Consider the following 20,936-nt stretch of genomic DNA (forward strand, 5'->3'; position numbering starts at 1 on the left):
GAAAGACGACATGCTGGCGATCCTCTCCATCACCTTCCCGATCTTTGCCCTCATCGGGCTGGGCTACCTGCTGACCTCACTGAAGGTCTTCGAGTCCCGCGACATGGCGGTGCTGGGCAAGTTCGTGATCCTCATCGCCCTGCCGGCGCTGCTGTTTCACGCCACCGCCACGCGCAGCTTCTCCTCGCTGGTCGATCCGACCTTCCTGCTGTTGCTGGTGCTGGCGGCTTTCACCACCCAGGCGCTGATGTGGACGGCCCTGCGTCTGCGCGGCGTTGGCCCGGGGCGGCGCGCCATCGGGGTGCTGGGGGCAGCCACACCGAACTCGGCCTTCCTGGCCTTCCCGATCATGCAGATGGTCTATCCCGACCAGGCACCCTCGATCCTGGCGATGTGCCTGCTGGTGGAGAACTTCCTGCTGCAACCCCTCGGTCTGACCCTGATCGAGGCGCTGAACCCGCGCGCCGCCGGCACCTCGGCCCTGCGCCAGATCGGCCAGGTGGCCCAGTCGGTGCTGAAACGCCCCTTCATCATCGCGATCATCCTGGGCACCGTCTTCTCGGTCTTCGCGCTGCCGCTGCCCACGGGTTTGGAACGCGCGCTGGATCTGCTGTCGCGGGCCGCCTCGCCGGTGGCTCTGTTCTTCATCGGGGGATCGCTGGTCGGGCTGCCGATGAAGGGCAACCTCGGCCTGGCCGGGGCCATCGCCGCCTGCAAGCTGCTGCTGCACCCGACGATCGCCTTCGCCTGGCTGTCGCTTTTCACCCTGCTGGCCCTGCCGGTGCCGCCGGGCAACCTGGCGCCCGCCCTGATCCTCTCCACGGCGATGCCGGTCTTCGGGATCTTCCCCATCCTGGCGCAGGGATCGGGGCACGAGGGGGCGGCGGCGCTGACCGTGACGATCTCCACCGCCGCGGCCTTCATCACCCTGACGACCCTGCTGGGCATCCTGGCCTGACCGGCCCCCGGGTCAGCGTTTTCCCTATGTTAAGACTTCCTGCCCAGCATCCCGGTCAGGGCGCCTTATCCGCGCGCCCGCTGACAGGGAGAGGACAGATGCGCAACGCCCGACATCTCACGCAGGACCGGGGCCCTAGCCGCCGGTCGGCCCTGGACCTGGACCGGACGCAGGGCGCCCGGATGGCCGCCGCCGGTTTCTTCGACGACCTCGCCCCCGAAGGCGACCGCCCGCTGGGCATGGGGCTGGCCGGGGTCGCCCTGCTGGCCGGGATCATCGGGCTGAGTTCGGGCTGGTTCGGGGCGCCGCCGCCGGGGCGTGAGGCGCCAAGGCCCCGCCCCCAGGTCGATGCGATGGTCGCCGAGGCGCCCGCCGCCGGGCCCACCCGGCTGATCCGGCTCGGCCCACGGCCCTAGGACAACGGCCCCCCGCGTCAGCCCATCGTCAGCCCAAGTTCAGCCGGTCGTGGCGGCGGCCAGGGCGGTGTCCATCAGCGCGCGGATCTTCTCCTCGCGCGTGTCGGCGACCAGCCGGCCCAGCTCGTCATCGCCCTTCAGCACCACCAAGGTGGACCGCCGCGGGATACGCATCCGGGCGGACATCTGCGAGCGGCCGTAGGTGTCCCAGTCGACCTCGATGAAGGTGATATTGTCGAGGTAGGCGGGGTTCTCCGCCTTCAGCTTGTCCATCACCCGGGTCTGGGCGGCGCAGGTGGTGCACCAATCAGCCTTGAAGTCGAGGAAGATCGTCTCGCCCGCATTCAGGCGCTCGGTGATCACCCCTGGGACATAGTCGAGGGGCGCCGGCAGATCCTGCGCCCGCAGCGCGGCAGGGACCAGCGGCAGGGTCAGCAGGGCGGCGGCCCCGGTGGCGATGAATTGACGTCTCTTCATAAGGGTACCTTTCCTCAGAACGCGACCGACAGGTCCAGAAGCCAGGGCGGCAGGACGGACAGCGCCCAGGCCTCGGCCATGTGATGCAGCCGGAACAGGATCGCCGTTCCGACCAGGATGAACAAGATGCCCAGCAGGGGCCGCGCCACCTGCGCCAGCCTTTGCATCGCCCCGCGATGCCGGGCCAACAGGCCCCGCGCGCCGTAGCCCAGCCCAACGATCAGGGTGGAAACGCCCAGGGCGAAGAAGATCATGATGAGCGTGGCCCGACCCAGGCTTTCGCCCGAGGCGGCCAGGGAGATCGCGCCGCCCAGCGTCGGGCCGACGCAGGGCGACCAGACCGCGCCCAGCAGAAGCCCCCCCAGAAACTGCCCGCGTGCGCCGCCGGCCTGCATCCGTCCGATACGGGCGTCGGCCCCGGCGGCCATGCCGCCCGTGGCACTGGCAAAGGCGTGGGAGAAACGCGGCACCAGCAGCACCGCGCCGAAGAGGATCATCAGAACGGCACCCGCCTGGGCCACAACTTCCTCTGTCAGGCCCAGGGCATAGCCGAAGCCCGCCACGGTCACGCCCAACACGACAAACGAAAGGCTCATCCCCGCCGCCAGGGCCAGCGGCCCGCGCGGGCTGGCCTGCAAGGCAGACCCCAACACGATGGGCAGCACCGGCAGGACGCAGGGATTGATCAGGGTCAGAAGCCCCGCAAGATAGGCGAACGGCAATTCCATGGCGCACCATGGGCGCGACGCGGGCTCACTGTCACCCGAACTCTGCGTGAGAAATGGCGCCAGTTTGTTTCAGCCGGGCGGGCTCAGCTCTTATCCGGGGCGTCCGCCACCGGAACGGAGGCCGGCGCGGGCGCCTGTTTCGACAGCTGCACCGCCAGAATCCCCGCCGCCACGATGGCCACGCCCAGCATGTCCAGCGGCCCGATCCGTTCGCCCAGCACCACGGCGGCCACCAGCACCCCGAAGAAGGGGTTGAGGAAATGGAAGGTCGCCGCCTTCACCGCGCCGATCCGCGCCACCAGCACGAACCACAGGAAGGTGGCCGCGATGCCCGGCACCAGCACGGTATAGCTGAAGGCCAGCACCAGAGAGAGGTCCCAGGTGATCCGCCAGTCTTCGAGGAAGGGAGAGACCACACCGAGGCAGGCCGAGCCTACCAGCATCTGCAATCCGACGACCATCATCACGTTGCCGCCCGAGGAGGCACCGCGCGCCGACAGGGTCGCCACGCTCAGCGCCGCGGTGCCCAGGATGCACAGCGCCACGCCGCCCAGGTCCGCCCCGCCGGAGATCCGCGTGCCCATGATCAGCGCCGCGCCGATCACCCCCAGCACCAGCCCGGCCACCGCCATGGGGCGCAGCCGTTCGCCCAGCACCAGCCAGCCGAACAGCCCCACCATCAGCGGCATGGTCGAGGCGATGATCGAGGCCAGCCCCGCCTCGATCCACTGCATCGCGACGAAGAACAGACCGAGGTAAAGCGCGTTCTGGCAGACGCCGAAGATCACCGTCGCCCGCCACTGGCCCCGCGTCAGGCGCAGTTTCTGACCCATGGCCGCGGCGATGCCCATAGCAATCAGGCCGGAAATCAGGAAGCGCGCGGCCAGCGACATCATGGGCGGCGCATGTTCGACGATGATCCGGGCCGAGGTGAAGGCACTGGACCACATCAGGACGAAGGCCACCCCCATCAGAATCGCGCGAAAATCCACCTGTCCCTCCCCCGGGTCTGCCCGGCCGGACGTCCCGGCCTGCCCCGGGGATAGGGCCAACGCGTGGGCGCGGAAACCCCTGCCACGGCCTAGCTGCCATGCGTCAGGCGCGGAGCAGCCATGACAGAGACGCCGCACGTCATGGTTTTTTCAATTTATAACAATTGGATACATCAATCTCCCCGCCGCAGACGAAGATCCCCCCACCCTTGTAAAATCATCAAATCCATTTACTTAGCAGGCTAACCATTAGCAGCCTAACAATGCCATGACCCCGCATCAGCCTGATCCGCACCACATCCTGAAATCCATCGCCCAGCTCAGCCGCGCCCTGCGCAAGGTCTATGACATCCGGGCGCGGGACTACGGCCTCAGCCTGGCCCGGCTGGAGGCGCTGCTGACCATCTCCGCCAACGAGGGGTTGACCCAGACCGACCTGGCCGACCGTCTGCAGATCGAGGCCCCGACGCTAAATCGCACGCTGGACGGGCTGGCCCGCGACGGTTTCGTCGAACGCCGCCCCGATCCCGAGGATCGCCGGCTGCGCCGCGTCGTCTTGACCGATCACGCCCGGGCCGAGGCCGGTGCGCTGTTCCGCTTCTCCGAAACCCTGCGGGCCGAGCTGCTGGCCGGCATCCCCACCGAGGAACTGGACGCCGCCGAAGACACGATTTCGCGTATCTTCGCCAACCTGGAACGGCTGTCCTTTGCCGAAGAGGCCCCGGATGAGCAGCCCTGACACCCCCGCCTCGCAACCGGCGCCCGAACCAGCGCCCCTGACGCATCCACCCCTGCGGGTCGCGGCCTTCCTCTTCGTGGCGGCGCTGCTGGCGCTGTCGCAATCGCTGGGTCAGGGGTTCCTGATGGCCAATTCCCGCGCCATCGCGGGGGAAATCGGCGCCTCGCAGACGCAATCCATCTGGCTGATGGTGGCCTACATGGCGCCGCGCGCCTCCCTGCCGATCCTGCTGATCAAGATCCGCACGCAATACGGGCTGCGCCGCTTCGCCGTGGTGGGCATCATCGCCTATTCCGTCGCCACGGTGCTGTCGCTTTTCGTCACCGACCTGCATTCGGCCATCGCGACGGAACTGATCTCGGGCATTGCCGCCGCGCCGCTGTCGTCGCTGGCCTTCCTCTACATGCTGGAGCCGCTGCCGCAGAAATACCGCCTGTCGGTCGGCCTGTGCGGCGCGCTGACCCTCATCATGCTGGGCATGCCGCTGGCGCGGGTGCTGTCGCAGCCGCTGCTGGACCTGGGCGGATGGGAGGCGATGAAGCTCTTTGATCTGGGGCTGATCCTGATCGCCCTGCCCTTCATCCTGCTGCTGCCGCTCAGCCATGCGCCCCGCCACAAGGTGCTGCACCGCCAAGATTTCCTGGCCTGGGGCGGCATCGCCCTGGGCTTCGGCGGGATCGTCACAGTCGCCCTTTGGGGTACGACCCTGTGGTGGGCCGACACGGCTTGGCTGGGCATGGTGCTGGCCGGGTCCATCTGCGCGCTGACCTTCGCCGCCGTGCTGGAGTTGCACCGCGACACGCCGCTGATGGACATCCGCTGGATCGCCACGCCGCGCATCCTGCACCTGAGCGCGGTGCTGCTGCTGTTCCGCATGCTGCTGGCGGAACAGAGCGCGGGCGCCCCCGGCCTGCTGCAGACGCTGGGCTATGGCACGGCGCAGATGGCGCCACTGTTCGGCTGGGTGGTGGTGGCCAGCCTCGCCGGCGGTCTGCTCTGCGGGTTGCTGATCCGGCCCGACCGGGTGCCGATGATCCATGCCGCCGCCCTGCTGATGATCGCCGCCGGCGCCTGGATGGACAGCACCGCCACCGCCCTGACCGGCCCCGACCAGATGCGCCTGTCCCAGGGGCTGATCGCCTTCGGCGGCGCCATCTTCATGCCCTCGGCCATGACCCTTGGCCTGATGGCCGCGCTGCAGAAGGGACCGGAGTACATCCTGTCTTTCGTGATGATCTTCCTGTCGACGCAAAGCCTGGGCGGGGTCATCGGGTCGGGCCTCTTCCGCACCGGCGTGGCCCTGCGTACCGCGCATCACGCCGCGATCCTGCGCGATGAGCTGATGGCGGGCAGCCCCGCCGTCACCTCGGCGCTCTCGGGCCTTGCCCGGCAGGCCGCATCGCTGACCGCCGACCCCGCGGGTCAAAGCGCGCAGGCCGCCAGCCGCCTGGCCGGCCAATTGCAGGTCCAGGCCCAGGTGCTGGCCTACAACGACCTGTTCCGCCTGACGGCCCTGCTGGCGCTGGCCGCCTGCGCCGCCCTGGTGCTTCACCTTTCCTGGGGACGCCTGACGGCGGCCCTCGCTCCCTCTCCCTCTGCCCCCCGTTCCGCCTGAGGTTCCCCATGTCCCTGTCCAAGAAACTGTCCCATTCCCTCATCGCCCTGCTGATCGGCCTGGCCGGCCTCGGCTTCGTCCTTTACGCTTGGCAGCTGCCGCCCTTCGACAGCAGCACGGTGATGACCGAGAACGCCTATGTGCGCGGCCGCGTCACCGCCATCGCGCCGCAGCTTACGGGCTATGTGACCGAGGTGCCGGTGCAGGATTTCCAGGAGGTGAGCGAGGGCCAGGTACTGGCACGCCTCGACGACCGGCAATTCCGCCAGGCAGTGGCCCAGGCGGAGGCGGCGCTGGACACCGCGCGCGCCAACCTGGCCGGCAATGCCCAGGCGATCCATTCGGCCGAGGCCACCATCGACGCCCGCCGCGCCGCCCTGGCCTCGGCGGAGGCGGCGCGCGACACCGCCAAGGCCAGTTTCGACCGGTACCAGCGGTTGAAGGATCACGACGTCGTCTCCACCAGCGCCTATGACCAGGCCACCCTTTCGCTGCGCCAGGCCGAGGCGGGAGTGGACCAGGCGGAAAGCGCAGTGTCGGTGGCGACCGAGGCGCTGGCCAGCGCGCGCCTTCAGCAGGACAGCCTGACCGCCGCCGTCGCTTCCGCCGAGGCGGCGCTGGCCCGCGCCCGGATCGATCTGGACAACACGGTGATCCGCGCCCCCGAGGCCGGCCGGCTGGGCCAGGTGTCCGCCCGGGTGGGGCAGTTCATCTCCGCCGGCACGACGCTGATGTCCCATGTCTCGCCCGAAACCTGGGTGATCGCCAATTTCAAGGAAACCCAGGTGGCGGGCATGCAGCCGGGCCAGCCGGTGGATTTCACCGTCGACGCCCTGGCGGGGCGCCATTTCAACGGGCATCTGGAACGTTTCGCCCCGGCGACCGGGTCGGAGTTCTCGGTGCTGTCGGCCTCGAACGCCACGGGCAACTTCACCAAGATCGCACAACGCCTGCCGGTGCGCATCGCCATCGACCCGGATCAGCCCGGCACGACAGAGCTGGTGCCCGGCCTGTCGGTGGTGGTGCATATCGACCGCGCCGCCCGCCCGTCCTGAAAGTCGCAAGACCACAGGGCAGCCCCCACAAATCCCGACCCAAGACACGAAAAAGGCTGCCCGAAGGCAGCCTTTCCGTAATTCGGGTCGGGGGCATATCCCCCTGGACCGTCATCGCCGATCAGGCGTTGACGCTGTCCTTCAGAGCCTTCGCAATGGTCATCTTGACCACCTTGTCGGCCTCTTTCTTGATCTGCTGGCCGGTGGCGGGGTTGCGCACCATGCGCTCGGGGCGCTCACGGCAGTAGATCTTGCCGACGCCCGGCAGGGTCACTGCGCCGCCTTCGGACACTTCCTTGGTGATGACAGCAACCACGGCGTCCAGCGCGGCGGAGGCGGTCTTCTTGTCTTCGCCCATTTCCTCGGCCAGTGCGGCCACGAGCTGGGTCTTCGTCATCGGCTTTGCCATTCAAGGTCTCCTTCTTGTGCCCGATGTCCTGGGCCATATTCACTGCCCGATGTCTTGGGCCTCGTGCGCCGCATATAACCGGATGTAGCTGGGCGGCACAATCAATAGAGTGTGGAATAACGCAAGTTTTCTTGCCTTTTTCGGCCCTCGCCGGGGTTTTCCGCCGAGGGCCGCCGCCTCAGAGAAAGGCTGTTTCGTCGAAGCTGCGCAGCTTCCGGCTGTGCAGGCGTTCCAGCGGCATGTCGCGCAGCGCCTCCATCGCGCGGATGCCGATCATCAGGTGCCGGCCGACCTGGGTCGTGTAGAAATCCGTCGCCATGCCGGGCAGTTTCAACTCGCCATGCAGCGGCTTGTCGGAAATGCACAGCAGCGTGCCGTAGGGCACCCGGAAGCGGAAGCCGTTGGCGGCGATCGTCGCGCTTTCCATGTCCAGCGCCACCGCGCGGGACTGGCTTAGGCGCTGCACCGGGCCGCGCTGGTCGCGCAGTTCCCAGTTGCGATTGTCCAAGGTGGCGACGGTGCCGGTCCGCATAATCCGTTTAAGATCATAGCCTTCCAGCTGCGTCTCCTTCTCCACCGCCTCTTCCAGGGCGACCTGGATTTCCGCCAGCGCGGGGATCGGCACCCAGACCGGCAGGTCGTCGTCCAACACCTTGTCCTCGCGCAGGTAGGCATGGGCCAGGACGAAATCCCCGAGGTTCTGGCTGTTCCGCAGGCCCGCGCAATGGCCGACCATGATCCAGGCATGGGGGCGCAGCACGGCGATGTGGTCCGTCGCTGTCTTGGCGTTCGACGGCCCCACGCCGATGTTGACCAGGCTGATCCCACCGCCGCCCGGGCGCTTCAGGTGATAGCTGGGCATCTGCGGCATCTTGGGCGAGGGCGGGATCTCCGCCACGGGATCGGTGATCTCGACGTTTCCGGTGGAGACAAAGCTGGTGTACCCGCTTTCGGGATCGGCAAGCATCCGCCGGGCATAGGCCTCGAACTCGCTGACGTAGAACTGGTAGTTGGTGAACAGCACGTGGTTCTGGAAATGCTCGGCATCGGTCGCGGTGTAATGCGACAGCCGCGCCAGCGAGTAATCGACGCGCTGCGCGGTGAAGGGCGCCAGCGGGCCGGCACCGTCGAGGCCGGGCTGGTAGACGCCGTTGACGATGTCGTCGTTGGTCGTCGTCAGGTCCGGCACATCGAAGACATCGCGCAGGATGAAGCTGGCCGCGCCTTCCTGGGGCACGGTGATGCCCGCGTTGGCCACGGCGAAATGCACCGGCATCGGCGTGTCCGAGGGGCCGATTTCCACGTGGGTTTCATAGTTCTCGATCAGCTGGCCGATCTGCTGCAGCAGGTAGTTGCGGAACAGGTCGGGCCGCGTGATCGTCGCCGCATAGACCCCCGGCATAGGCACGTGGCCGAAGCTGAGGCGGCTGTCGATCTGGGCAAAACTGGACGTGGTCAGCCGGATCTCCGGGTAGTAGGCGCGGATGCGGGTCGCGGGGCGCCCCTCGGCCATGGCGACCAGGAAATGATCGCGCAGGAAGGCCGCGGCCTGGTCATAGAGAGCGGCCAGATGGTCCACCGCCTTGCCGGCATCGGTGAAACGCTGGGCCGGGCCAGCGTCGGGGCTGAGGATCTCGTCGGTCATGCGGGCACTCCTTTCCGCCCTTTCTGCGGTGCCGGCGCCGTCCATGCAAGCCGGACCGGACGGAAAAGGAAGATCGCGCCGCCCCTTGCCACGGGCCGCCGCACACCGCATCTCTGGGGCATGACCCGACTGCTTCTTTCCTTCGGCCACGGCTATTCGGCCCGCGCCCTCGCCCGCCTGCTGCCCGACGGCGGCTGGCAGATCCATGGCACCACGCGCAGCGCCGACAAGGCGGAGGAGATCGCCGCCACAGGCGTCACCCCCCACCTTATGCCCGGCGAGGACCTGACGCCGCTGTTGGAGCGGGCCACGCACCTGCTGATCTCCGCCGGGCCGGACGCCGAGGGCGATCCGGTGCTGCGCAGCTACCGAGAGGCGATCACGCGCAATGCGGCGCGCTACGACTGGGTCGGTTACCTGTCCACCACCGGGGTCTACGGCGATCACCAGGGCGGATGGGTGGACGAGGCAACGCCCCTGACCCCCTCCACCCGGCGCGGCAAGTGGCGCGCGGCGGCGGAGGCCGAGTGGCGCGCCATCCCCGGCCTGCCCCTGCACATCTTCCGCCTGGCGGGCATCTACGGCCCCGGGCGCGGCCCCTTCGCCAAGGTGCGCGCGGGCCGCGCCCGGCGGATCGTGAAGCCCGGCCAGGTCTTCTCGCGCACCCACGTGGCGGACATCGCCCAGGTGCTGGCCGCTTCCATCGCGCGGCCCAACCCCGGCGCGGCCTACAATATCTGCGATGACGACCCGGCCCCGCCACAGGACGTGATCACCCATGCCGCCGCGCTGCTGGACGTGCCCCCGCCGCCGGTCGAGGCCTTCGAGACGGCCGAGATGACCCCCATGGCCCGCTCCTTCTACGCCGAGAGCAAGCGGGTGCGGAACGACCGGATCAAGGACGAACTGGGGGTGTGCCTGCGCTACCCCGACTACCGCGCCGGGCTTGCCGCCCTGCTGGACGAGGAACAGGCCCGGGCAGACGAGCGTTCGCAGCAGTGAACTTTCGGTGCCCGCATGCGTTGAAGAGGCATGACAAGCATGGCGGAACAGATGGACGGGACAGACCCGCAGCATGGCAAGGACGACGCACAACGGCTGCGCTCCCTAACCGATATCCTAGACGCGCTTGAAAAGGCGCCCCATGACGGGCGGGTCTCGCTCGGCAACGTGGTGGACGAGGTGGGCACCCGTGCCTTCGCCCCGATCATCCTGGTGCCGGCGCTGATCCTGATCTCGCCGCTGTCGGGCATCTTCGGGCTGCCGACCATCGGGGCGATCTTCATCTTCCTCATCACCATCCAGAAGGCCATTGGCCGGTCCAACGTCTGGATCCCCCAGTTCCTGCGCCGCCGCGAGGTGGGGGAGGACAAGTTGCAGAAGGCGCTGGATTGGCTGCGCAAACCCTGCGGCTGGGTCGACCGGCGCACCCACACCCGCCTGACGGGGCTGGTCTCGCGCCCGGCGAACCTGGTGACGATCCTGGTGATCCTGGCGATCTGCCTGGTCATCCCGGTGCTGGAGCTGCTGCCCTTCGTCACCTCCTTCTTCGCCCTGGCGATCTCCTTCTTCGCCGTCGGGCTGCTGACCCGCGACGGGCTGTTCACCCTGATCGGCTACATCTGGATCGGGCTCAGCGCGACGCTGATCCTGTGGCTGGTGACGGGCGGCTCGGGGGGCTGATCGCCCCCCCGGGTCGCAGCTCAGGCGCCGGCGCGCTTGCCCAGGCGTTCCACGCCCAGCACGTCCAGCACCTTGGCCTCGATGTCCTCGGCGTTCAGACCGGCGGTCGCATACATGTCGGCGGGGCTGGACTGGTCGATGAAGATGTCGGGCAGCACCATGGAGCGGTATTTCAGGCCGCTGTCGAACACCCCTTCCTCCGCCAGAAGCTGCGCCACGTGGCTGCCGAAACCGCCGATGGCGCCTTCCTCGATGGTGATCAGCGCCTCGTGATCGCGGGCAAGTTGCAGGATCAGGTCGCGATCCAGCGGCTTGGCGAACCGGGCGTCGGCGATGGTGGGGGAAATGCCGCGCGCCTCCAGCGCCTCGGCGGCCTCCATGACCTCCTTCAGACGCGCGCCGAAGGACAGCAGCGCCACGCGCCCACCTTCGCGGATCATCCGGCCCTTGCCGATTTCCAGCGGCACGCCCTGGGCGGGCATCTCGACGCCCACGCCCTCGCCGCGCGGATAGCGGAAGGCGATGGGACCCTCGTCATGCTGGGCGGCGGTGGCCACCATGTGCTTCAGCTCCGCCTCGTCGGCGGCGGCCATGACCACGAAACCCGGCAGGTTGGAAAGGAAGGCCACGTCGAAACTGCCCGCGTGGGTTGCGCCGTCGGCGCCCACCAGGCCCGCGCGGTCGATGGCGAAACGCACCGGCAGGCGCTGGATCGCCACGTCGTGCACCACCTGGTCGTAGCCGCGCTGCAGGAAGGTCGAATACATCGCGCAGAAGGGGCGCAGCCCGCCGGCGGCCAGCGCGGCGGAGAAGGTCACGCCATGCTGTTCGGCGATGCCCACGTCAAAGGTGCGCGACGGGAACCGTTCCGCCATCAGCTGCAGCCCGGTGCCATCGGGCATGGCGGCGGTGACGGCGCAGACGCGGCTGTCCTCGCCCGCCAGACGGACCAGTTCCTCACCGAAGACGGAGGTATAGCTGGGCGCGTTGCTGGGCGACTTCTTCTGCTTGCCGGACACCACGTCGAATTTCGCCGTGGCATGGCCGCGGTCGCTGGCGCGTTCGGCGGGGGCATAGCCCTTGCCCTTCTGCGTCACGATATGGATCAGTACAGGCCCGTCGGCGCGCGCCTTCACGGTGCGCAGCACCGGCAACAGCTGGCTCATGTCGTGGCCATCGAGCGGCCCGATGTAGCTGAAGCCCAGCTCCTCGAAGAGGGTGCCGCCCACGGCGATCCCCTTCAGCATTTCCTTGGCCCGTTTCGCCCCTGCCTGGAAGGGCGAGGGCAGCATCGACACGGCGCCCTTGGCGGCTTCCTTGAAGCTCTGGAAAGGATCCCCGGCGTAGAGACGCGACAGGTAGGACGACAGCGCGCCCACGGGCGGCGCGATCGACATCTCGTTGTCGTTGAGGATGACGATCATCCGCTTGTTCAGGTGGCCGGCGTTGTTCATCGCCTCAAACGCCATGCCGGCGGACATGGCGCCATCGCCGATCACGGCAATCGCATCGCCCAGCCCCTCGGGCACCTGCCCGCCAAGATCGCGCGCCACGGCAAAGCCCAGGGCGGCAGAGATGGAGGTAGAGCTGTGCGCCGCGCCGAAGGGGTCATAGGGGCTCTCAGAGCGCTTGGTGAAGCCCGACAGCCCGTCCTTCTGGCGCAGGGTGCGGATGCGGTCGCGGCGCCCGGTCAGGATCTTGTGCGGATAGCTCTGGTGGCTGACGTCCCAGATGATCTTGTCGCGCGGCGTCTCGAAGATGGCGTGCAGGGCCACGGTCAGTTCCACCACGCCCAGACCCGCGCCCAGGTGGCCGCCGGTCTCGGACACGGCGGCGATGGTCTCCGTGCGCAGCTCATTGGCCAGGCGCCGCAGCTCGGCATCCGACAGGCCCTTCATGTCGGCCGGCGTGACGACGCGGTCAAGAAGCGGGGTCTCGGCGGGGATCTGGGTCATGGTCTGGCTCTCGGGCTCGGGCGGGATGACAGGGGGAGACCCCGCGCGTTCAGCTTTGCCGGGAGATAACGAAGCGGGCGGCCTCCCGCAAGTTCCCGGCTGCCTCACCATATGGGGCCAGGGCGTCGCAGGCCAAGTCGACAAGGCGCTGCGCCTCGGCCCGGGCGCCGTCCAGACCCATGAGGGAGACAAACGTGGCCTTTCCCGCAGCGGCATCCTTGCCGACGCGTTTGCCGGTCTGCGCCTCGTCACCCTCGACGTCCAGGATGTCGTCGGCGATCTGGAAAGCCAGGCCGAAGGCCTCGGCGTAGCGCGCCAGCGGGGCGGGGTCGGCGCCGGCCATGACCGCGCCCGCGGTGGCCGACCATTCAAACAGCGCGCCGGTCTTCAACGCCTGCAACCGCTTGATCTGGTCCAGCGTCAGGGGCGTGGCGGCGGTTTCGGCGGCGATGTCCAGGACCTGGCCCAAGACCATGCCGTGCCCGCCGCCTGCGCGGGCCAGGCCCCGCGCCAGGCACAGACGCGCCATGTCCGGCAGATCGGCATCCGTCACCAGTTCGAAGGCCACGGCCTGCAGGGCATCACCTGTCAGGACAGCCATCGCCTCGTCCCATTTCACGTGGACGGTGGGCAGCCCGCGCCGCAGGTCGTCGTCATCCATGCAGGGCATGTCGTCATGGACCAGCGAATAGGCATGCACCGCCTCGATCGCCGCCGCCGCGTCCAGCGCGGGCGAACGCGCCACGCCATGCAGGCGCGCGCTTTCCAGCACCAGGAAGGCGCGCAGCCGCTTGCCGCCGCCGCAGGCATAGCGCATGGCCGCGCCCAGCTCGCCCTCGAAGGGGGCCAGCACATCGTCCAGATGGTCGGAAACAGCCGCGCCCGCCTCGGCCAGGGCGTTCTGGAACAAGATCAGAGCCCCTCGACCGGTTTCAGCGCGGCGGGGTTGCCCTCGCCGTCCAGGGTGATCGCCGCGACCTTCTCTTCGGCCTCTTTCAGCTTGGTCTCACAGTGCTTCTTCAGCTCGGCCCCGCGTTCGTACAGCTTGATCGACGCCTCCAGCTCCACGTCGCCGCGTTCCAGCTGGCCAACGACGGTTTCCAGCTCCTTCATGGCGGCTTCGAAGGACATCTCGGAGATCGGGGTATCGCTCATGGCGGACTCCTACATGGGGCGAGTTCGGGCGCACCTTAGCGCCCCCTTCCCGGTGGTTCAATTCGGCTTCTGGCGCGTTGACGGGCTTGGGCGGGACAGCGCAGGATGCGCCCATGAACGCGCTGCTGGAAAACACCGCCCAGGCCGATCCCGCCGCCGCCGCCCGCGCCGCCGGCACCCTGGAAGAGCTGCTGGCGGGCCTCGATGCGGCGCCGGAGGAGATCCTGCGCCTGGTGCCGGGGCGCCGCGCGGTCTTTGCCGGGCACTGGCTGGGCCGGGCGGTGGTGTTCCACCTGGCCCTGGCCCCCGAGGAGGTCGCGGGGTTCCGCGCCCGCCACGACGAGCAGACCCGCGTGCACGGCTATATGGGCGACGGCCCCTTCCGGGTGCCCGAACCGATCCGCCTGATCGCCGGCGACCGCGTGGCGGTGACCCAAGCGATCAGCGGCACACCCCTTCTGGACGCGCTGTGGCAGGCCGACAAACCCGACCGCCCCGCCCTTCAGGCCAGCGGCGCGGGCTGGCTGGCCGCCCATGCCGCGCCCACGCTGGAGGATCGCCCGGTCAACCGCGGCCCCTGGCGCAAATGGGCAGTGGCCGGCCAGGCCCGTCAGACCCATGACCGGCTGAAGGGGATCGAGGCGCGCGTACTGCAAAAGATGCACGCCCTGTCGCGCCGCCTGCGCCCCGTCACGACCTGGCGCAGCGCCCTGGGCCACGGGGATTTCCACCCCAACAACCTGATACGGGATGCGGATGGCGTCACCTGGGGGATCGACCTGGGCGCGTCCAACCGCGCGCCGATCTACCGCGACATCGCGCGTTTCCTGGTGCACGCCGCCCGGCGCGGCATGCTGCCTTCGGGCCAGCGCCGCTTTGGCGTGGACGCGGGCGGCCTCGCGGATTTCGCCCGGGCCTTCGCCCTGACGGAAGAAGAGCTGACCGGTGACCTGCCCTTCTTCCTCTGTCACGAATTGCTGGTCCGGGTCGAACATCCCGACATGCCGGGGCCGCGCATCCGCCATACGGTAGACCTGTCCGAAGCGATGTTCGAGGACCTGCGCGACCTGCTGAGGGACTAGGGCCTCAGTCCGGCGCCAGCATGTAGCCCGCGCCGCGCACCGTCTGCAGGTAGCGCGGCTGCTTCGGATCGGCCTCGATCTTGCGCCGCAGGCGGGTGATCTGCACGTCGACGGCACGCTCCTGCGCCCCGCCGGTGTCGCCCTGCCCGCCCCGGCCCAGCTCCTCCACCAGCTGCAACCGCGACAGCGGCTCGCCCGGATGGGCGGAGAAGATCCGCATCAGCTGCACCTCGGTGGCGGTCAGGCGCACCGGCTGATCCCCGGCCCAAAGCTCACCCCGGTCGATGTCGTAACGCACCTCGCCAAGATGCAGCACCTTGGGCAGCACCCGTTGCACCGGCATGTCCGGCACCCGGCGCAGGATGGCATTGATCCGCAGCAGCAGTTCGCGCGGCTCGAAGGGTTTCACGAGGTAATCATCCGCCCCAGCCTCCAGCCCGCGAATGCGATCCTCGGTCTCGCCCCGGGCCGTCAGCAGCAGGACGGGCGTGCGCAACCCGCCCGCACGCAGGCTCTCGGTCAGGGAGATCCCGTCCTCGCCCGGCATCATCACGTCCAGCACGATCAGGTCGAACTCCAGCCCCGACAGCAGGCGCCGGGCATGGGCCGCGTCGCGGGCAGTCGAGATCAGGAAGCCGCTGCGCTTGAGGAACCGCGCCAGCAGGTCACGGATCCGTTCGTCATCATCGACGATCAGCAGGTGCGGATCCGGATCACTCATGCACCGGCCTCGCGCAGGGCGTTGTAGGATTTGCGGATGTCGCTATCCATCAAGGCCTCCAGCACCTGCCGGAACCCGGCGACGGCATCGGGGCCGGCCTTGCGGTAGGCGTCGCGCATCCACTTGCGCTGCGCATCCGACAGCTGCCCCTCCAGCGCCGCCCCCTTCTCCGTCAGGTAAAGGTGGCGTTCCCGCTTGTCGGCGCGACCGATGCGACTTTCCACCATCTCGTCGGCGATCAGGGTGCGCAGCACGCGGTTCAGGCTCTGCTTGGTCACCCCGAGGATCGCCAGCAGCCGGTTGACGTTCATCCCCGGCGCCCGGGCGATGAAATGCAGCGCCCGGTGATGGGCGCGGCCGTATCCCGTCCCCTCCAGCAGATGGTCGGGACCGGCGGTAAACCCCCGATAGGCAAAGAACATTGCCTCGATCCCCTGGCGCAATTGCTCATCCGTCAGAAACAGCAAAGAGTCTCCGACCTGACCTTCCGACATGACGCCTCCCATTACCAAAGCAGCGCGACGATAGGCGGTCGAGGGCGATTAGCCAAGACATCGCCGGCCCGCGCGCGGCACAGGCAACCGCCGGGCCCGGCCCCTCGCTGCACCCGCAGCCCAGTCGCTGCAGTGCAAAACTAAGTCAGACTTGTTGACATTCCAAGAATCAAAAGCTACCTGTCCGATGCTGCGACGCAATTTTATGTCCGGTTCGGACCATTTCGACGCAACATATGGAAAAAATCTGATGTCAGGAGGTTCGCGATGTCGAGTTATGAAGACCGCGACGGCAAGATCTGGATGGATGGGAAACTGGTGGACTGGCGAGATGCCAACGTACACCTGCTGACCCATGCGCTCCATTACGCCTCCTCCGTCTTCGAAGGTGAACGCTGCTACAACGGCAAGATCTTCAAGGGGGTGGAGCATTCCAAGCGCCTGCGGAAGTCCGCAGAGATGCTGGATTTCGAGATTCCCTACTCGGTAGAGGAGATCGAGGCGGCGAAATACGCCATGCTGGAGGCCAACGGCTGGACCGACGCCTATGTGCGCGCCGTGGCCTGGCGCGGCGCCGGCGAGGACATGGGCGTCAGCTCGATGAAGAACCCCGTGCGCCTGGCCATCGCCGGCTGGGAATGGGGCAACTACTACGGTGATGCGAAGATGAAGGGCGCCAAGCTCGACATCGCCAAGTGGAAGCGCCCCTCGCCTGAGACCATCCCGGTGCACGCCAAGGCCGCCGGCCTCTACATGATCTGCACCATGTCCAAGCATACGGCGGAGGCCAAGGGCTGTTCCGACGCGCTGTTCATGGATTACCGCGGCTACGTGGCCGAGGCGACCGGCGCCAACATCTTCTTCGTCAAGGACGGCGAAGTGCACACGCCGCTGCCCGACTGCTTCCTGAACGGCATCACCCGCCAGACGGTGATCGACCTGCTGAAGGAAAAGGGCATCAAGGTCTACGAACGTCACATCGAACCCTACGAGATGGAGGGCTTCGAGCAGTGCTGGCTGACCGGCACCGCCGCCGAAGTGACCCCCGTGGGCCAGATCGGCGACTACACCTTCGAGGTGGGCGCCCTGGCCAAGGACATGGTCGAGACCTACGAGAAACTGGTCCGCGCCTGAACCGGACCGCCAGTGCAAGACGACCCGAAGGGCCCCCGCGCAAGCGGCGGGCCCTTTGCCTTGGGTGCCGGGCGATGCCTCCGGCGGGGATGTTTCCGGCAAGGAGAGGCGCAAGACGGGCGCACCCGAAAGCCCCACCCGTTCCCCGCCTGCCACGTCCGCCAACTGGCGCGACAGCGACCATGGGCACCCGTTGGCGGACGTTTCCCTTGCCATGCCCCGCCCTTCTCTATTTGTTGGCCAGAAATATCCCGGGGGGAATTGAGCCCGCGAGGGCTCAAGGGGGGCAGAGCCACCACGCCCCTCTACGTGTCACCCGTCACGCGGGCGTCATCATCGGTGCCTAGGGAGGCGGCGATGACGGCCCGCGCGCCGCCCTTCTCCCACCCCGACCAAGGATGCCGGACATGAGCTTTCACGCCACCTTTGCCCTCAACCGCCGCCTGATGCTGCAAGGCGTCGCCGCCTCCGCCGCGCTGGCCGCGCTGCCGCTGTCGGCCCGTGCGCAGTCCGGGGGCGCCGAGGCGCTGCTCTTCACCCTGGCGGACCTGCATTGCGCCTACGCCCGCCTGTCGAAACTGCTGGAGATGATCCGCGCCGAGCGCGACGCCTCCGGGGTCCCCGCCGCCCTGCTGATCAATGGCGACCTGTTCGAGACCGGCAATGTGGTCGGCCTGCGCTCGGGCGGGGCCGCCGACTGGGCCTTTGTCGAGGCGCTGGCCGCCGAGATGCCCGTCGTCCTGAACCTGGGCAACCATGAGCCCGACTTCACCCTCGACATGGCCGAGACCGTGCGCCTGGCGCGCGACGCCGGGATCACGGTGATCTCCAACCTCACCGACACCCGCAACGGCGCGCCCTTCGCCGACCCTGCCACGACGCTGGAACTGGGCGGGATCACCCTCGGGATCCTCGGGCTCGGGGTCACCGCACCCTTCACCTACCCCGAGAAGACGCGCGAAACCCTGGGCTTCACCGAGGCCGCCGAGACCGTCGCGGCGGAGCTGCCCGGAGTGGCCGAAGGCACGGATCTGGCCGTCATCATGACCCACGCCGGCGTCACCCCCGACAAGGCCTATATCGGCAGCCTGCCCGCCGGCACCGTGATGCAGGGCGGCCATGACCACCTGAGCTTCGACATGGATGTCGACCACGTCACCTATTTCCACGGCGCCTGCTGGGGGACCGAGCTGGGGGTCGTCACCCTGCGCCGCGACGGCGGAGCGGTGACCGCCGACTACCGCGCCCTGCCCGTGCCCGCCGGCGGCGGCGATGCCGCCCTGCTGGGGATGATCGAGGCGCTGAAGGCTGAACATCTGTCCCAGGACGATAGCGCGGTCATCGCCGAGATCCCCGAAAGCCTGGACATCCACGGCTCGATCCTGCTGGCCGCCGAGGCGGTGCGTGCCGCCGCGCAGGCCGATGTCGCCATGCTGGGCCACACCACCTTCGGCGCGCCGCTGGCCGCGGGGCCGCTGACGAAATACGACTTCGACGCCTTCATCCGCTTCGGCGGCGGCATCTCGGTGACCGAGGTGACCGGCGCGCAGCTGCGCAAGATCCTGACGCGCGCAAACCAGTTCCGCGCCGCCGACCTCGACGCGCGGACGGGCGACTACATGCACGTGGCCGACCCGGACCTGGACGACAGCGCCACCTACCGGCTGGCGATGAACGGCTGGTCGGCGATGAACCAGGAAAGCTATCTGGGCACCACCGACCTTGTCTTCGAGACCGTCGAGGGGCTGGAGCTGAAGGCGCTGGTGGCCGACCACCTGGCGCGGCTGTAACCTTCGCGCCGCCGGGGCCCGCCGCTCAGCGGAAGGCGGCCTCGGTGGCGGCGGCCAGCAGCATCGCATCGGTGCCCTGAAGGACGAACTGCGCCCAGTCCAGCGCCGCATCCCCCGCCGCGCGATCGGCGGCGAAGATGCCCAGGGGCATGCGGTCGGCGGCGCAGGCGTCGCGCACCCGCGCGATGGCCCCCTCCAGCGACAGCGCGGGGCGTCCGGCGCGCAGGGCCAGGCCGAGGTCCGCCGGGCCGATCATCAGGTAGTCCAGCCCCTCGATCGCCAGGATCTCGTCGAGCGTGTCCAGCGCCCCCAGGGTTTCCACCTGCACGCCGATCAGCGGCGCGGGCGCCTCGATGACCTCCGCCATGCGATAGCCATACCCCGCGCCGCGCCCCGGCCCTGCACCGCGGACGCCCTGGGGCGGGAAGCGGGCAGCGGCGACGCAGGCGCGGGCAGTCTCGGCATCGCTGACGCGCGGCACCATGACCCCGGCGGCGCCCGCATCCAGCGCCTCGGCGATCAGGTGCGGCACCGCATCGGCCACCCGCACCAGCACCGGCGTGCCGTGACAGCCGGCGGCGCGCAGGACATTCGACAGGACCTCACCTCGAAAGCTGGAATGTTCGCTGTCGGCACAGAGGAAATCCACGCCAGCCAGGCACAGCACCTCGGTCACCGCCGGGCTGGGCAGGTCCTGGAAGATGCCGCGCAGGCGGGCATCGGGGGCGGTCAGGCGGTCACGCAGGGTCATGGTCTTTTTCCTCCTCTTGCGCCGGGATCATGCCCCGACGCGGAGACGGAGGAAACCGCGAAAGCCCCTCAGCCCACCTTGTGCAGCCAGGCGTCGGTCTCGAACTGCTCTGCCGCCAGGGCCTCGGCGCGGGCGCGCTCGTCCTCGCTCAGCCCGCCGTCGGTGCCGCCGTTCATCGCCTTGAAGGTGCTCACGAGGCGTTCGATCACCTCCTCGCGCGGCAGGCCTGTCTGGCTGCGCACCGGATCCACCCGCTTCGCCGCCGAGGTGATGCCCTTGTCGGAGATCTTCTCCCGCCCGATGCGCAGCACCTGCATCATCTTCGCCGCGTCCATGTCGTAGGACATGGTCACATGATGCAGCACCATCCCGCCCGCATAGCGTTTCTGCGCGGCGCCGCCGATCTTGCCCTTGGGCGAGGCGATGTCGTTCAGCGGTTTGTAGAAGGCGTCGATGCCGACGTCCTTGAGCCCCTGCAGCACCCAGTTGTCGAGGAAGGCATAGGAGGCGGCGAAATCCATGTCCCCGACCAGCTCGCCGGGCGCATAGAGAGAGTAGGTGATGGCCGAGCCGGGTTCGACGAACATCGCGCCGCCGCCCGTCACCCGGCGCACGACCTGCACGCCCAGGCGGTCGCAGGCCTCCAGGTCGACCTCGTTCGACAGGGACTGAAAGTTGCCGATGATGATCGCCGGGCGATCCCATTCCCAGAACCGCAGGGTGGGCGGGCGTTTTCCGGCCGCCACGTCACGCGCCAGCACGTCGTCCAGCGCCAGGTGCATCGCCGGGGCCAGGGGGTCGGTGCGGATCACCTGCCATTCATAGTCGCGCCAGCCCTTGGCGACGCCAAGCGCGCGGCGCACGGCGATGGCGATGGCCTCGACGCTGAAACCGACCAGCGCGGTGCCGGCGGGAATGCCCTGGTCCAGCGCCGTGATGATGTCTTCGCTGCTGGAACCGGCAGGCAGCCCCTCCAGCGCGGCGGTGATGTCGGTCAACGCCTCCGCCGGTTCGAGGAAGAAATCGCCCGAGATGCGCACATCGGCCAGCTTGCCGTCGCGCACCTCCAGATCGGCGACGACCATCTTGCCGCCCACCACCTTGTATTCGCCGTGCATCTGCTGCCCTCCGTCTGGC

At 68.5% G+C, this 20,936-nt stretch carries 22 protein-coding genes; 10 read left to right on the forward strand and 12 right to left on the reverse strand.

Annotated features, from left to right (window positions below):
* Positions 1 to 10: 10 nt before the first annotated feature.
* Both CVM50_RS08370 and CVM50_RS08375 read left to right on the forward strand, forming a co-directional pair.
* Complete coding sequence (locus tag CVM50_RS08370) at positions 11 to 958, forward strand: AEC family transporter (RefSeq protein ID WP_085889660.1); 948 nt, start codon at positions 11 to 13, stop codon at positions 956 to 958.
* Positions 959 to 1,056: 98 nt separating this feature from the next.
* Positions 1,057 to 1,374, forward strand: a complete 318-nt coding sequence (locus CVM50_RS08375; protein WP_085889659.1) for a hypothetical protein — start codon at positions 1,057 to 1,059, stop codon at positions 1,372 to 1,374.
* Positions 1,375 to 1,413: 39 nt separating this feature from the next.
* Here CVM50_RS08375 and CVM50_RS08380 read toward each other — a convergent pair whose 3' ends face one another.
* The 3 genes from CVM50_RS08380 to CVM50_RS08390 form a co-directional block, all read right to left on the reverse strand.
* Positions 1,414 to 1,851, reverse strand: coding sequence for a thioredoxin family protein (locus tag CVM50_RS08380; protein WP_085889658.1), 438 nt, complete (start codon positions 1,849 to 1,851; stop codon positions 1,414 to 1,416).
* A 14-nt stretch (positions 1,852 to 1,865) separates the two neighbouring features.
* Positions 1,866 to 2,579: a cytochrome c biogenesis CcdA family protein gene (locus CVM50_RS08385; protein ID WP_085889657.1), complete on the reverse strand. Its 714-nt coding sequence runs from the start codon at positions 2,577 to 2,579 to the stop codon at positions 1,866 to 1,868.
* A gap of 83 nt (positions 2,580 to 2,662) precedes the next feature.
* Positions 2,663 to 3,571 (reverse strand): DMT family transporter, encoded by a 909-nt coding sequence (locus CVM50_RS08390; RefSeq protein WP_085889656.1) that lies wholly within the window; start codon positions 3,569 to 3,571, stop codon positions 2,663 to 2,665.
* Between the two features lie 268 nt (positions 3,572 to 3,839).
* Between CVM50_RS08390 and CVM50_RS08395 the strand changes: the two genes are divergently transcribed.
* From CVM50_RS08395 to CVM50_RS08405, 3 genes are read left to right on the forward strand one after another with little or no spacing between them, the layout of a single operon-like run.
* Positions 3,840 to 4,310: a MarR family winged helix-turn-helix transcriptional regulator gene (locus CVM50_RS08395; protein ID WP_085889655.1), complete on the forward strand. Its 471-nt coding sequence runs from the start codon at positions 3,840 to 3,842 to the stop codon at positions 4,308 to 4,310.
* The gene (locus CVM50_RS08400; RefSeq protein WP_085889654.1) at positions 4,297 to 5,925 is read left to right on the forward strand and encodes an MFS transporter; all 1,629 of its coding nucleotides are present in this window, start codon (positions 4,297 to 4,299) and stop codon (positions 5,923 to 5,925) included. The genes CVM50_RS08395 and CVM50_RS08400 overlap by 14 nt, the downstream gene beginning before the upstream one ends.
* Before the next feature lie 8 nt (positions 5,926 to 5,933).
* The gene (locus CVM50_RS08405) at positions 5,934 to 6,980 is read left to right on the forward strand and encodes an HlyD family secretion protein (protein WP_085889653.1); all 1,047 of its coding nucleotides are present in this window, start codon (positions 5,934 to 5,936) and stop codon (positions 6,978 to 6,980) included.
* Between the two features lie 121 nt (positions 6,981 to 7,101).
* On the opposite strand, the gene CVM50_RS08410 is transcribed toward CVM50_RS08405, so the two are convergent.
* Positions 7,102 to 7,389: an HU family DNA-binding protein gene (locus CVM50_RS08410; RefSeq protein ID WP_010141693.1), complete on the reverse strand. Its 288-nt coding sequence runs from the start codon at positions 7,387 to 7,389 to the stop codon at positions 7,102 to 7,104.
* 178 nt (positions 7,390 to 7,567) lie between these two features.
* Entirely contained in the window at positions 7,568 to 9,034 is a 1,467-nt protein-coding gene (locus CVM50_RS08415; protein ID WP_085889652.1) for an AMP nucleosidase, read from the reverse strand.
* Positions 9,035 to 9,154: 120 nt separating this feature from the next.
* Here CVM50_RS08415 and CVM50_RS08420 point away from each other — a divergent pair, with 120 nt between their 5' ends.
* Both CVM50_RS08420 and CVM50_RS08425 read left to right on the forward strand, forming a co-directional pair.
* Positions 9,155 to 10,036: an SDR family oxidoreductase gene (locus CVM50_RS08420; RefSeq protein ID WP_085889651.1), complete on the forward strand. Its 882-nt coding sequence runs from the start codon at positions 9,155 to 9,157 to the stop codon at positions 10,034 to 10,036.
* A gap of 30 nt (positions 10,037 to 10,066) precedes the next feature.
* The gene (locus tag CVM50_RS08425) at positions 10,067 to 10,717 is read left to right on the forward strand and encodes an exopolysaccharide biosynthesis protein (RefSeq protein WP_232618192.1); all 651 of its coding nucleotides are present in this window, start codon (positions 10,067 to 10,069) and stop codon (positions 10,715 to 10,717) included.
* 20 nt (positions 10,718 to 10,737) lie between these two features.
* Here the strand turns inward: CVM50_RS08425 and dxs are convergent, their stop codons facing one another.
* From dxs to CVM50_RS08440, 3 genes are read right to left on the reverse strand one after another with little or no spacing between them, the layout of a single operon-like run.
* Complete coding sequence (gene dxs / locus CVM50_RS08430) at positions 10,738 to 12,672, reverse strand: 1-deoxy-D-xylulose-5-phosphate synthase (protein ID WP_085889650.1); 1,935 nt, start codon at positions 12,670 to 12,672, stop codon at positions 10,738 to 10,740.
* 49 nt (positions 12,673 to 12,721) lie between these two features.
* On the reverse strand, positions 12,722 to 13,585 hold the full coding sequence (locus CVM50_RS08435; RefSeq protein WP_085889649.1) for a polyprenyl synthetase family protein: 864 nt from the start codon (positions 13,583 to 13,585) through the stop codon (positions 12,722 to 12,724).
* A complete protein-coding gene (locus tag CVM50_RS08440) occupies positions 13,585 to 13,827 on the reverse strand; it encodes an exodeoxyribonuclease VII small subunit (protein ID WP_085889648.1) in 243 nt (80 codons plus the stop codon). Before CVM50_RS08440 ends, CVM50_RS08435 begins: the two co-directional genes overlap by 1 nt.
* A gap of 113 nt (positions 13,828 to 13,940) precedes the next feature.
* Between CVM50_RS08440 and CVM50_RS08445 the strand changes: the two genes are divergently transcribed.
* Positions 13,941 to 14,909, forward strand: coding sequence for a phosphotransferase (locus CVM50_RS08445; protein ID WP_085889647.1), 969 nt, complete (start codon positions 13,941 to 13,943; stop codon positions 14,907 to 14,909).
* Between the two features lie 4 nt (positions 14,910 to 14,913).
* On the opposite strand, the gene CVM50_RS08450 is transcribed toward CVM50_RS08445, so the two are convergent.
* Both CVM50_RS08450 and CVM50_RS08455 read right to left on the reverse strand, forming a co-directional pair.
* Positions 14,914 to 15,630, reverse strand: a complete 717-nt coding sequence (locus CVM50_RS08450) for a response regulator (protein WP_085889646.1) — start codon at positions 15,628 to 15,630, stop codon at positions 14,914 to 14,916.
* Positions 15,627 to 16,124: a MarR family winged helix-turn-helix transcriptional regulator gene (locus CVM50_RS08455; protein ID WP_085889645.1), complete on the reverse strand. Its 498-nt coding sequence runs from the start codon at positions 16,122 to 16,124 to the stop codon at positions 15,627 to 15,629. Before CVM50_RS08455 ends, CVM50_RS08450 begins: the two co-directional genes overlap by 4 nt.
* A 267-nt stretch (positions 16,125 to 16,391) precedes the next feature.
* Here CVM50_RS08455 and CVM50_RS08460 point away from each other — a divergent pair, with 267 nt between their 5' ends.
* Together CVM50_RS08460 and CVM50_RS08465 are read left to right on the forward strand one after the other, a co-directional pair.
* Positions 16,392 to 17,258: a branched-chain amino acid aminotransferase gene (locus CVM50_RS08460; RefSeq protein ID WP_085889644.1), complete on the forward strand. Its 867-nt coding sequence runs from the start codon at positions 16,392 to 16,394 to the stop codon at positions 17,256 to 17,258.
* Positions 17,259 to 17,665: 407 nt separating this feature from the next.
* Positions 17,666 to 19,048, forward strand: a complete 1,383-nt coding sequence (locus tag CVM50_RS08465; protein ID WP_159457067.1) for a 5'-nucleotidase C-terminal domain-containing protein — start codon at positions 17,666 to 17,668, stop codon at positions 19,046 to 19,048.
* Positions 19,049 to 19,073: 25 nt separating this feature from the next.
* Here the strand turns inward: CVM50_RS08465 and CVM50_RS08470 are convergent, their stop codons facing one another.
* Together CVM50_RS08470 and CVM50_RS08475 are read right to left on the reverse strand one after the other, a co-directional pair.
* Complete coding sequence (locus tag CVM50_RS08470) at positions 19,074 to 19,799, reverse strand: HpcH/HpaI aldolase family protein (RefSeq protein ID WP_085889642.1); 726 nt, start codon at positions 19,797 to 19,799, stop codon at positions 19,074 to 19,076.
* 68 nt (positions 19,800 to 19,867) lie between these two features.
* Positions 19,868 to 20,917 carry a lipoyl protein ligase domain-containing protein gene (locus CVM50_RS08475; protein ID WP_085889641.1) on the reverse strand — a complete coding sequence of 350 codons (1,050 nt, stop codon included), beginning with the start codon at positions 20,915 to 20,917 and terminating at the stop codon, positions 19,868 to 19,870.
* Between the last annotated feature and the right edge of the window lie 19 nt (positions 20,918 to 20,936).

The sequence above is a fragment of the Pseudooceanicola marinus genome (genome assembly GCF_002786295.1).
Classification (GTDB): domain Bacteria; phylum Pseudomonadota; class Alphaproteobacteria; order Rhodobacterales; family Rhodobacteraceae; genus Pseudooceanicola; species Pseudooceanicola marinus.

What these genes read in the sequence shown, in the direction of transcription:
- CVM50_RS08370 (WP_085889660.1), top strand. Translation starts at nt 11, where the DNA reads ATGCTGGCGATCCTCTCCATCACCTTCCCGATCTTTGCCCTCATCGGG.
- CVM50_RS08375 (WP_085889659.1), top strand. Translation starts at nt 1,057, where the DNA reads ATGCGCAACGCCCGACATCTCACGCAGGACCGGGGCCCTAGCCGCCGG.
- CVM50_RS08380 (WP_085889658.1), bottom strand. Translation starts at nt 1,851, where the DNA reads ATGAAGAGACGTCAATTCATCGCCACCGGGGCCGCCGCCCTGCTGACC.
- CVM50_RS08385 (WP_085889657.1), bottom strand. Translation starts at nt 2,579, where the DNA reads ATGGAATTGCCGTTCGCCTATCTTGCGGGGCTTCTGACCCTGATCAAT.
- CVM50_RS08395 (WP_085889655.1), top strand. Translation starts at nt 3,840, where the DNA reads ATGACCCCGCATCAGCCTGATCCGCACCACATCCTGAAATCCATCGCC.
- CVM50_RS08400 (WP_085889654.1), top strand. Translation starts at nt 4,297, where the DNA reads ATGAGCAGCCCTGACACCCCCGCCTCGCAACCGGCGCCCGAACCAGCG.
- CVM50_RS08405 (WP_085889653.1), top strand. Translation starts at nt 5,934, where the DNA reads ATGTCCCTGTCCAAGAAACTGTCCCATTCCCTCATCGCCCTGCTGATC.
- CVM50_RS08410 (WP_010141693.1), bottom strand. Translation starts at nt 7,389, where the DNA reads ATGGCAAAGCCGATGACGAAGACCCAGCTCGTGGCCGCACTGGCCGAG.
- CVM50_RS08415 (WP_085889652.1), bottom strand. Translation starts at nt 9,034, where the DNA reads ATGACCGACGAGATCCTCAGCCCCGACGCTGGCCCGGCCCAGCGTTTC.
- CVM50_RS08420 (WP_085889651.1), top strand. Translation starts at nt 9,155, where the DNA reads ATGACCCGACTGCTTCTTTCCTTCGGCCACGGCTATTCGGCCCGCGCC.
- CVM50_RS08425 (WP_232618192.1), top strand. Translation starts at nt 10,067, where the DNA reads ATGACAAGCATGGCGGAACAGATGGACGGGACAGACCCGCAGCATGGC.
- dxs (WP_085889650.1), bottom strand. Translation starts at nt 12,672, where the DNA reads ATGACCCAGATCCCCGCCGAGACCCCGCTTCTTGACCGCGTCGTCACG.
- CVM50_RS08440 (WP_085889648.1), bottom strand. Translation starts at nt 13,827, where the DNA reads ATGAGCGATACCCCGATCTCCGAGATGTCCTTCGAAGCCGCCATGAAG.
- CVM50_RS08445 (WP_085889647.1), top strand. Translation starts at nt 13,941, where the DNA reads ATGAACGCGCTGCTGGAAAACACCGCCCAGGCCGATCCCGCCGCCGCC.
- CVM50_RS08450 (WP_085889646.1), bottom strand. Translation starts at nt 15,630, where the DNA reads ATGAGTGATCCGGATCCGCACCTGCTGATCGTCGATGATGACGAACGG.
- CVM50_RS08455 (WP_085889645.1), bottom strand. Translation starts at nt 16,124, where the DNA reads ATGTCGGAAGGTCAGGTCGGAGACTCTTTGCTGTTTCTGACGGATGAG.
- CVM50_RS08460 (WP_085889644.1), top strand. Translation starts at nt 16,392, where the DNA reads ATGTCGAGTTATGAAGACCGCGACGGCAAGATCTGGATGGATGGGAAA.
- CVM50_RS08465 (WP_159457067.1), top strand. Translation starts at nt 17,666, where the DNA reads ATGAGCTTTCACGCCACCTTTGCCCTCAACCGCCGCCTGATGCTGCAA.
- CVM50_RS08470 (WP_085889642.1), bottom strand. Translation starts at nt 19,799, where the DNA reads ATGACCCTGCGTGACCGCCTGACCGCCCCCGATGCCCGCCTGCGCGGC.
- CVM50_RS08475 (WP_085889641.1), bottom strand. Translation starts at nt 20,917, where the DNA reads ATGCACGGCGAATACAAGGTGGTGGGCGGCAAGATGGTCGTCGCCGAT.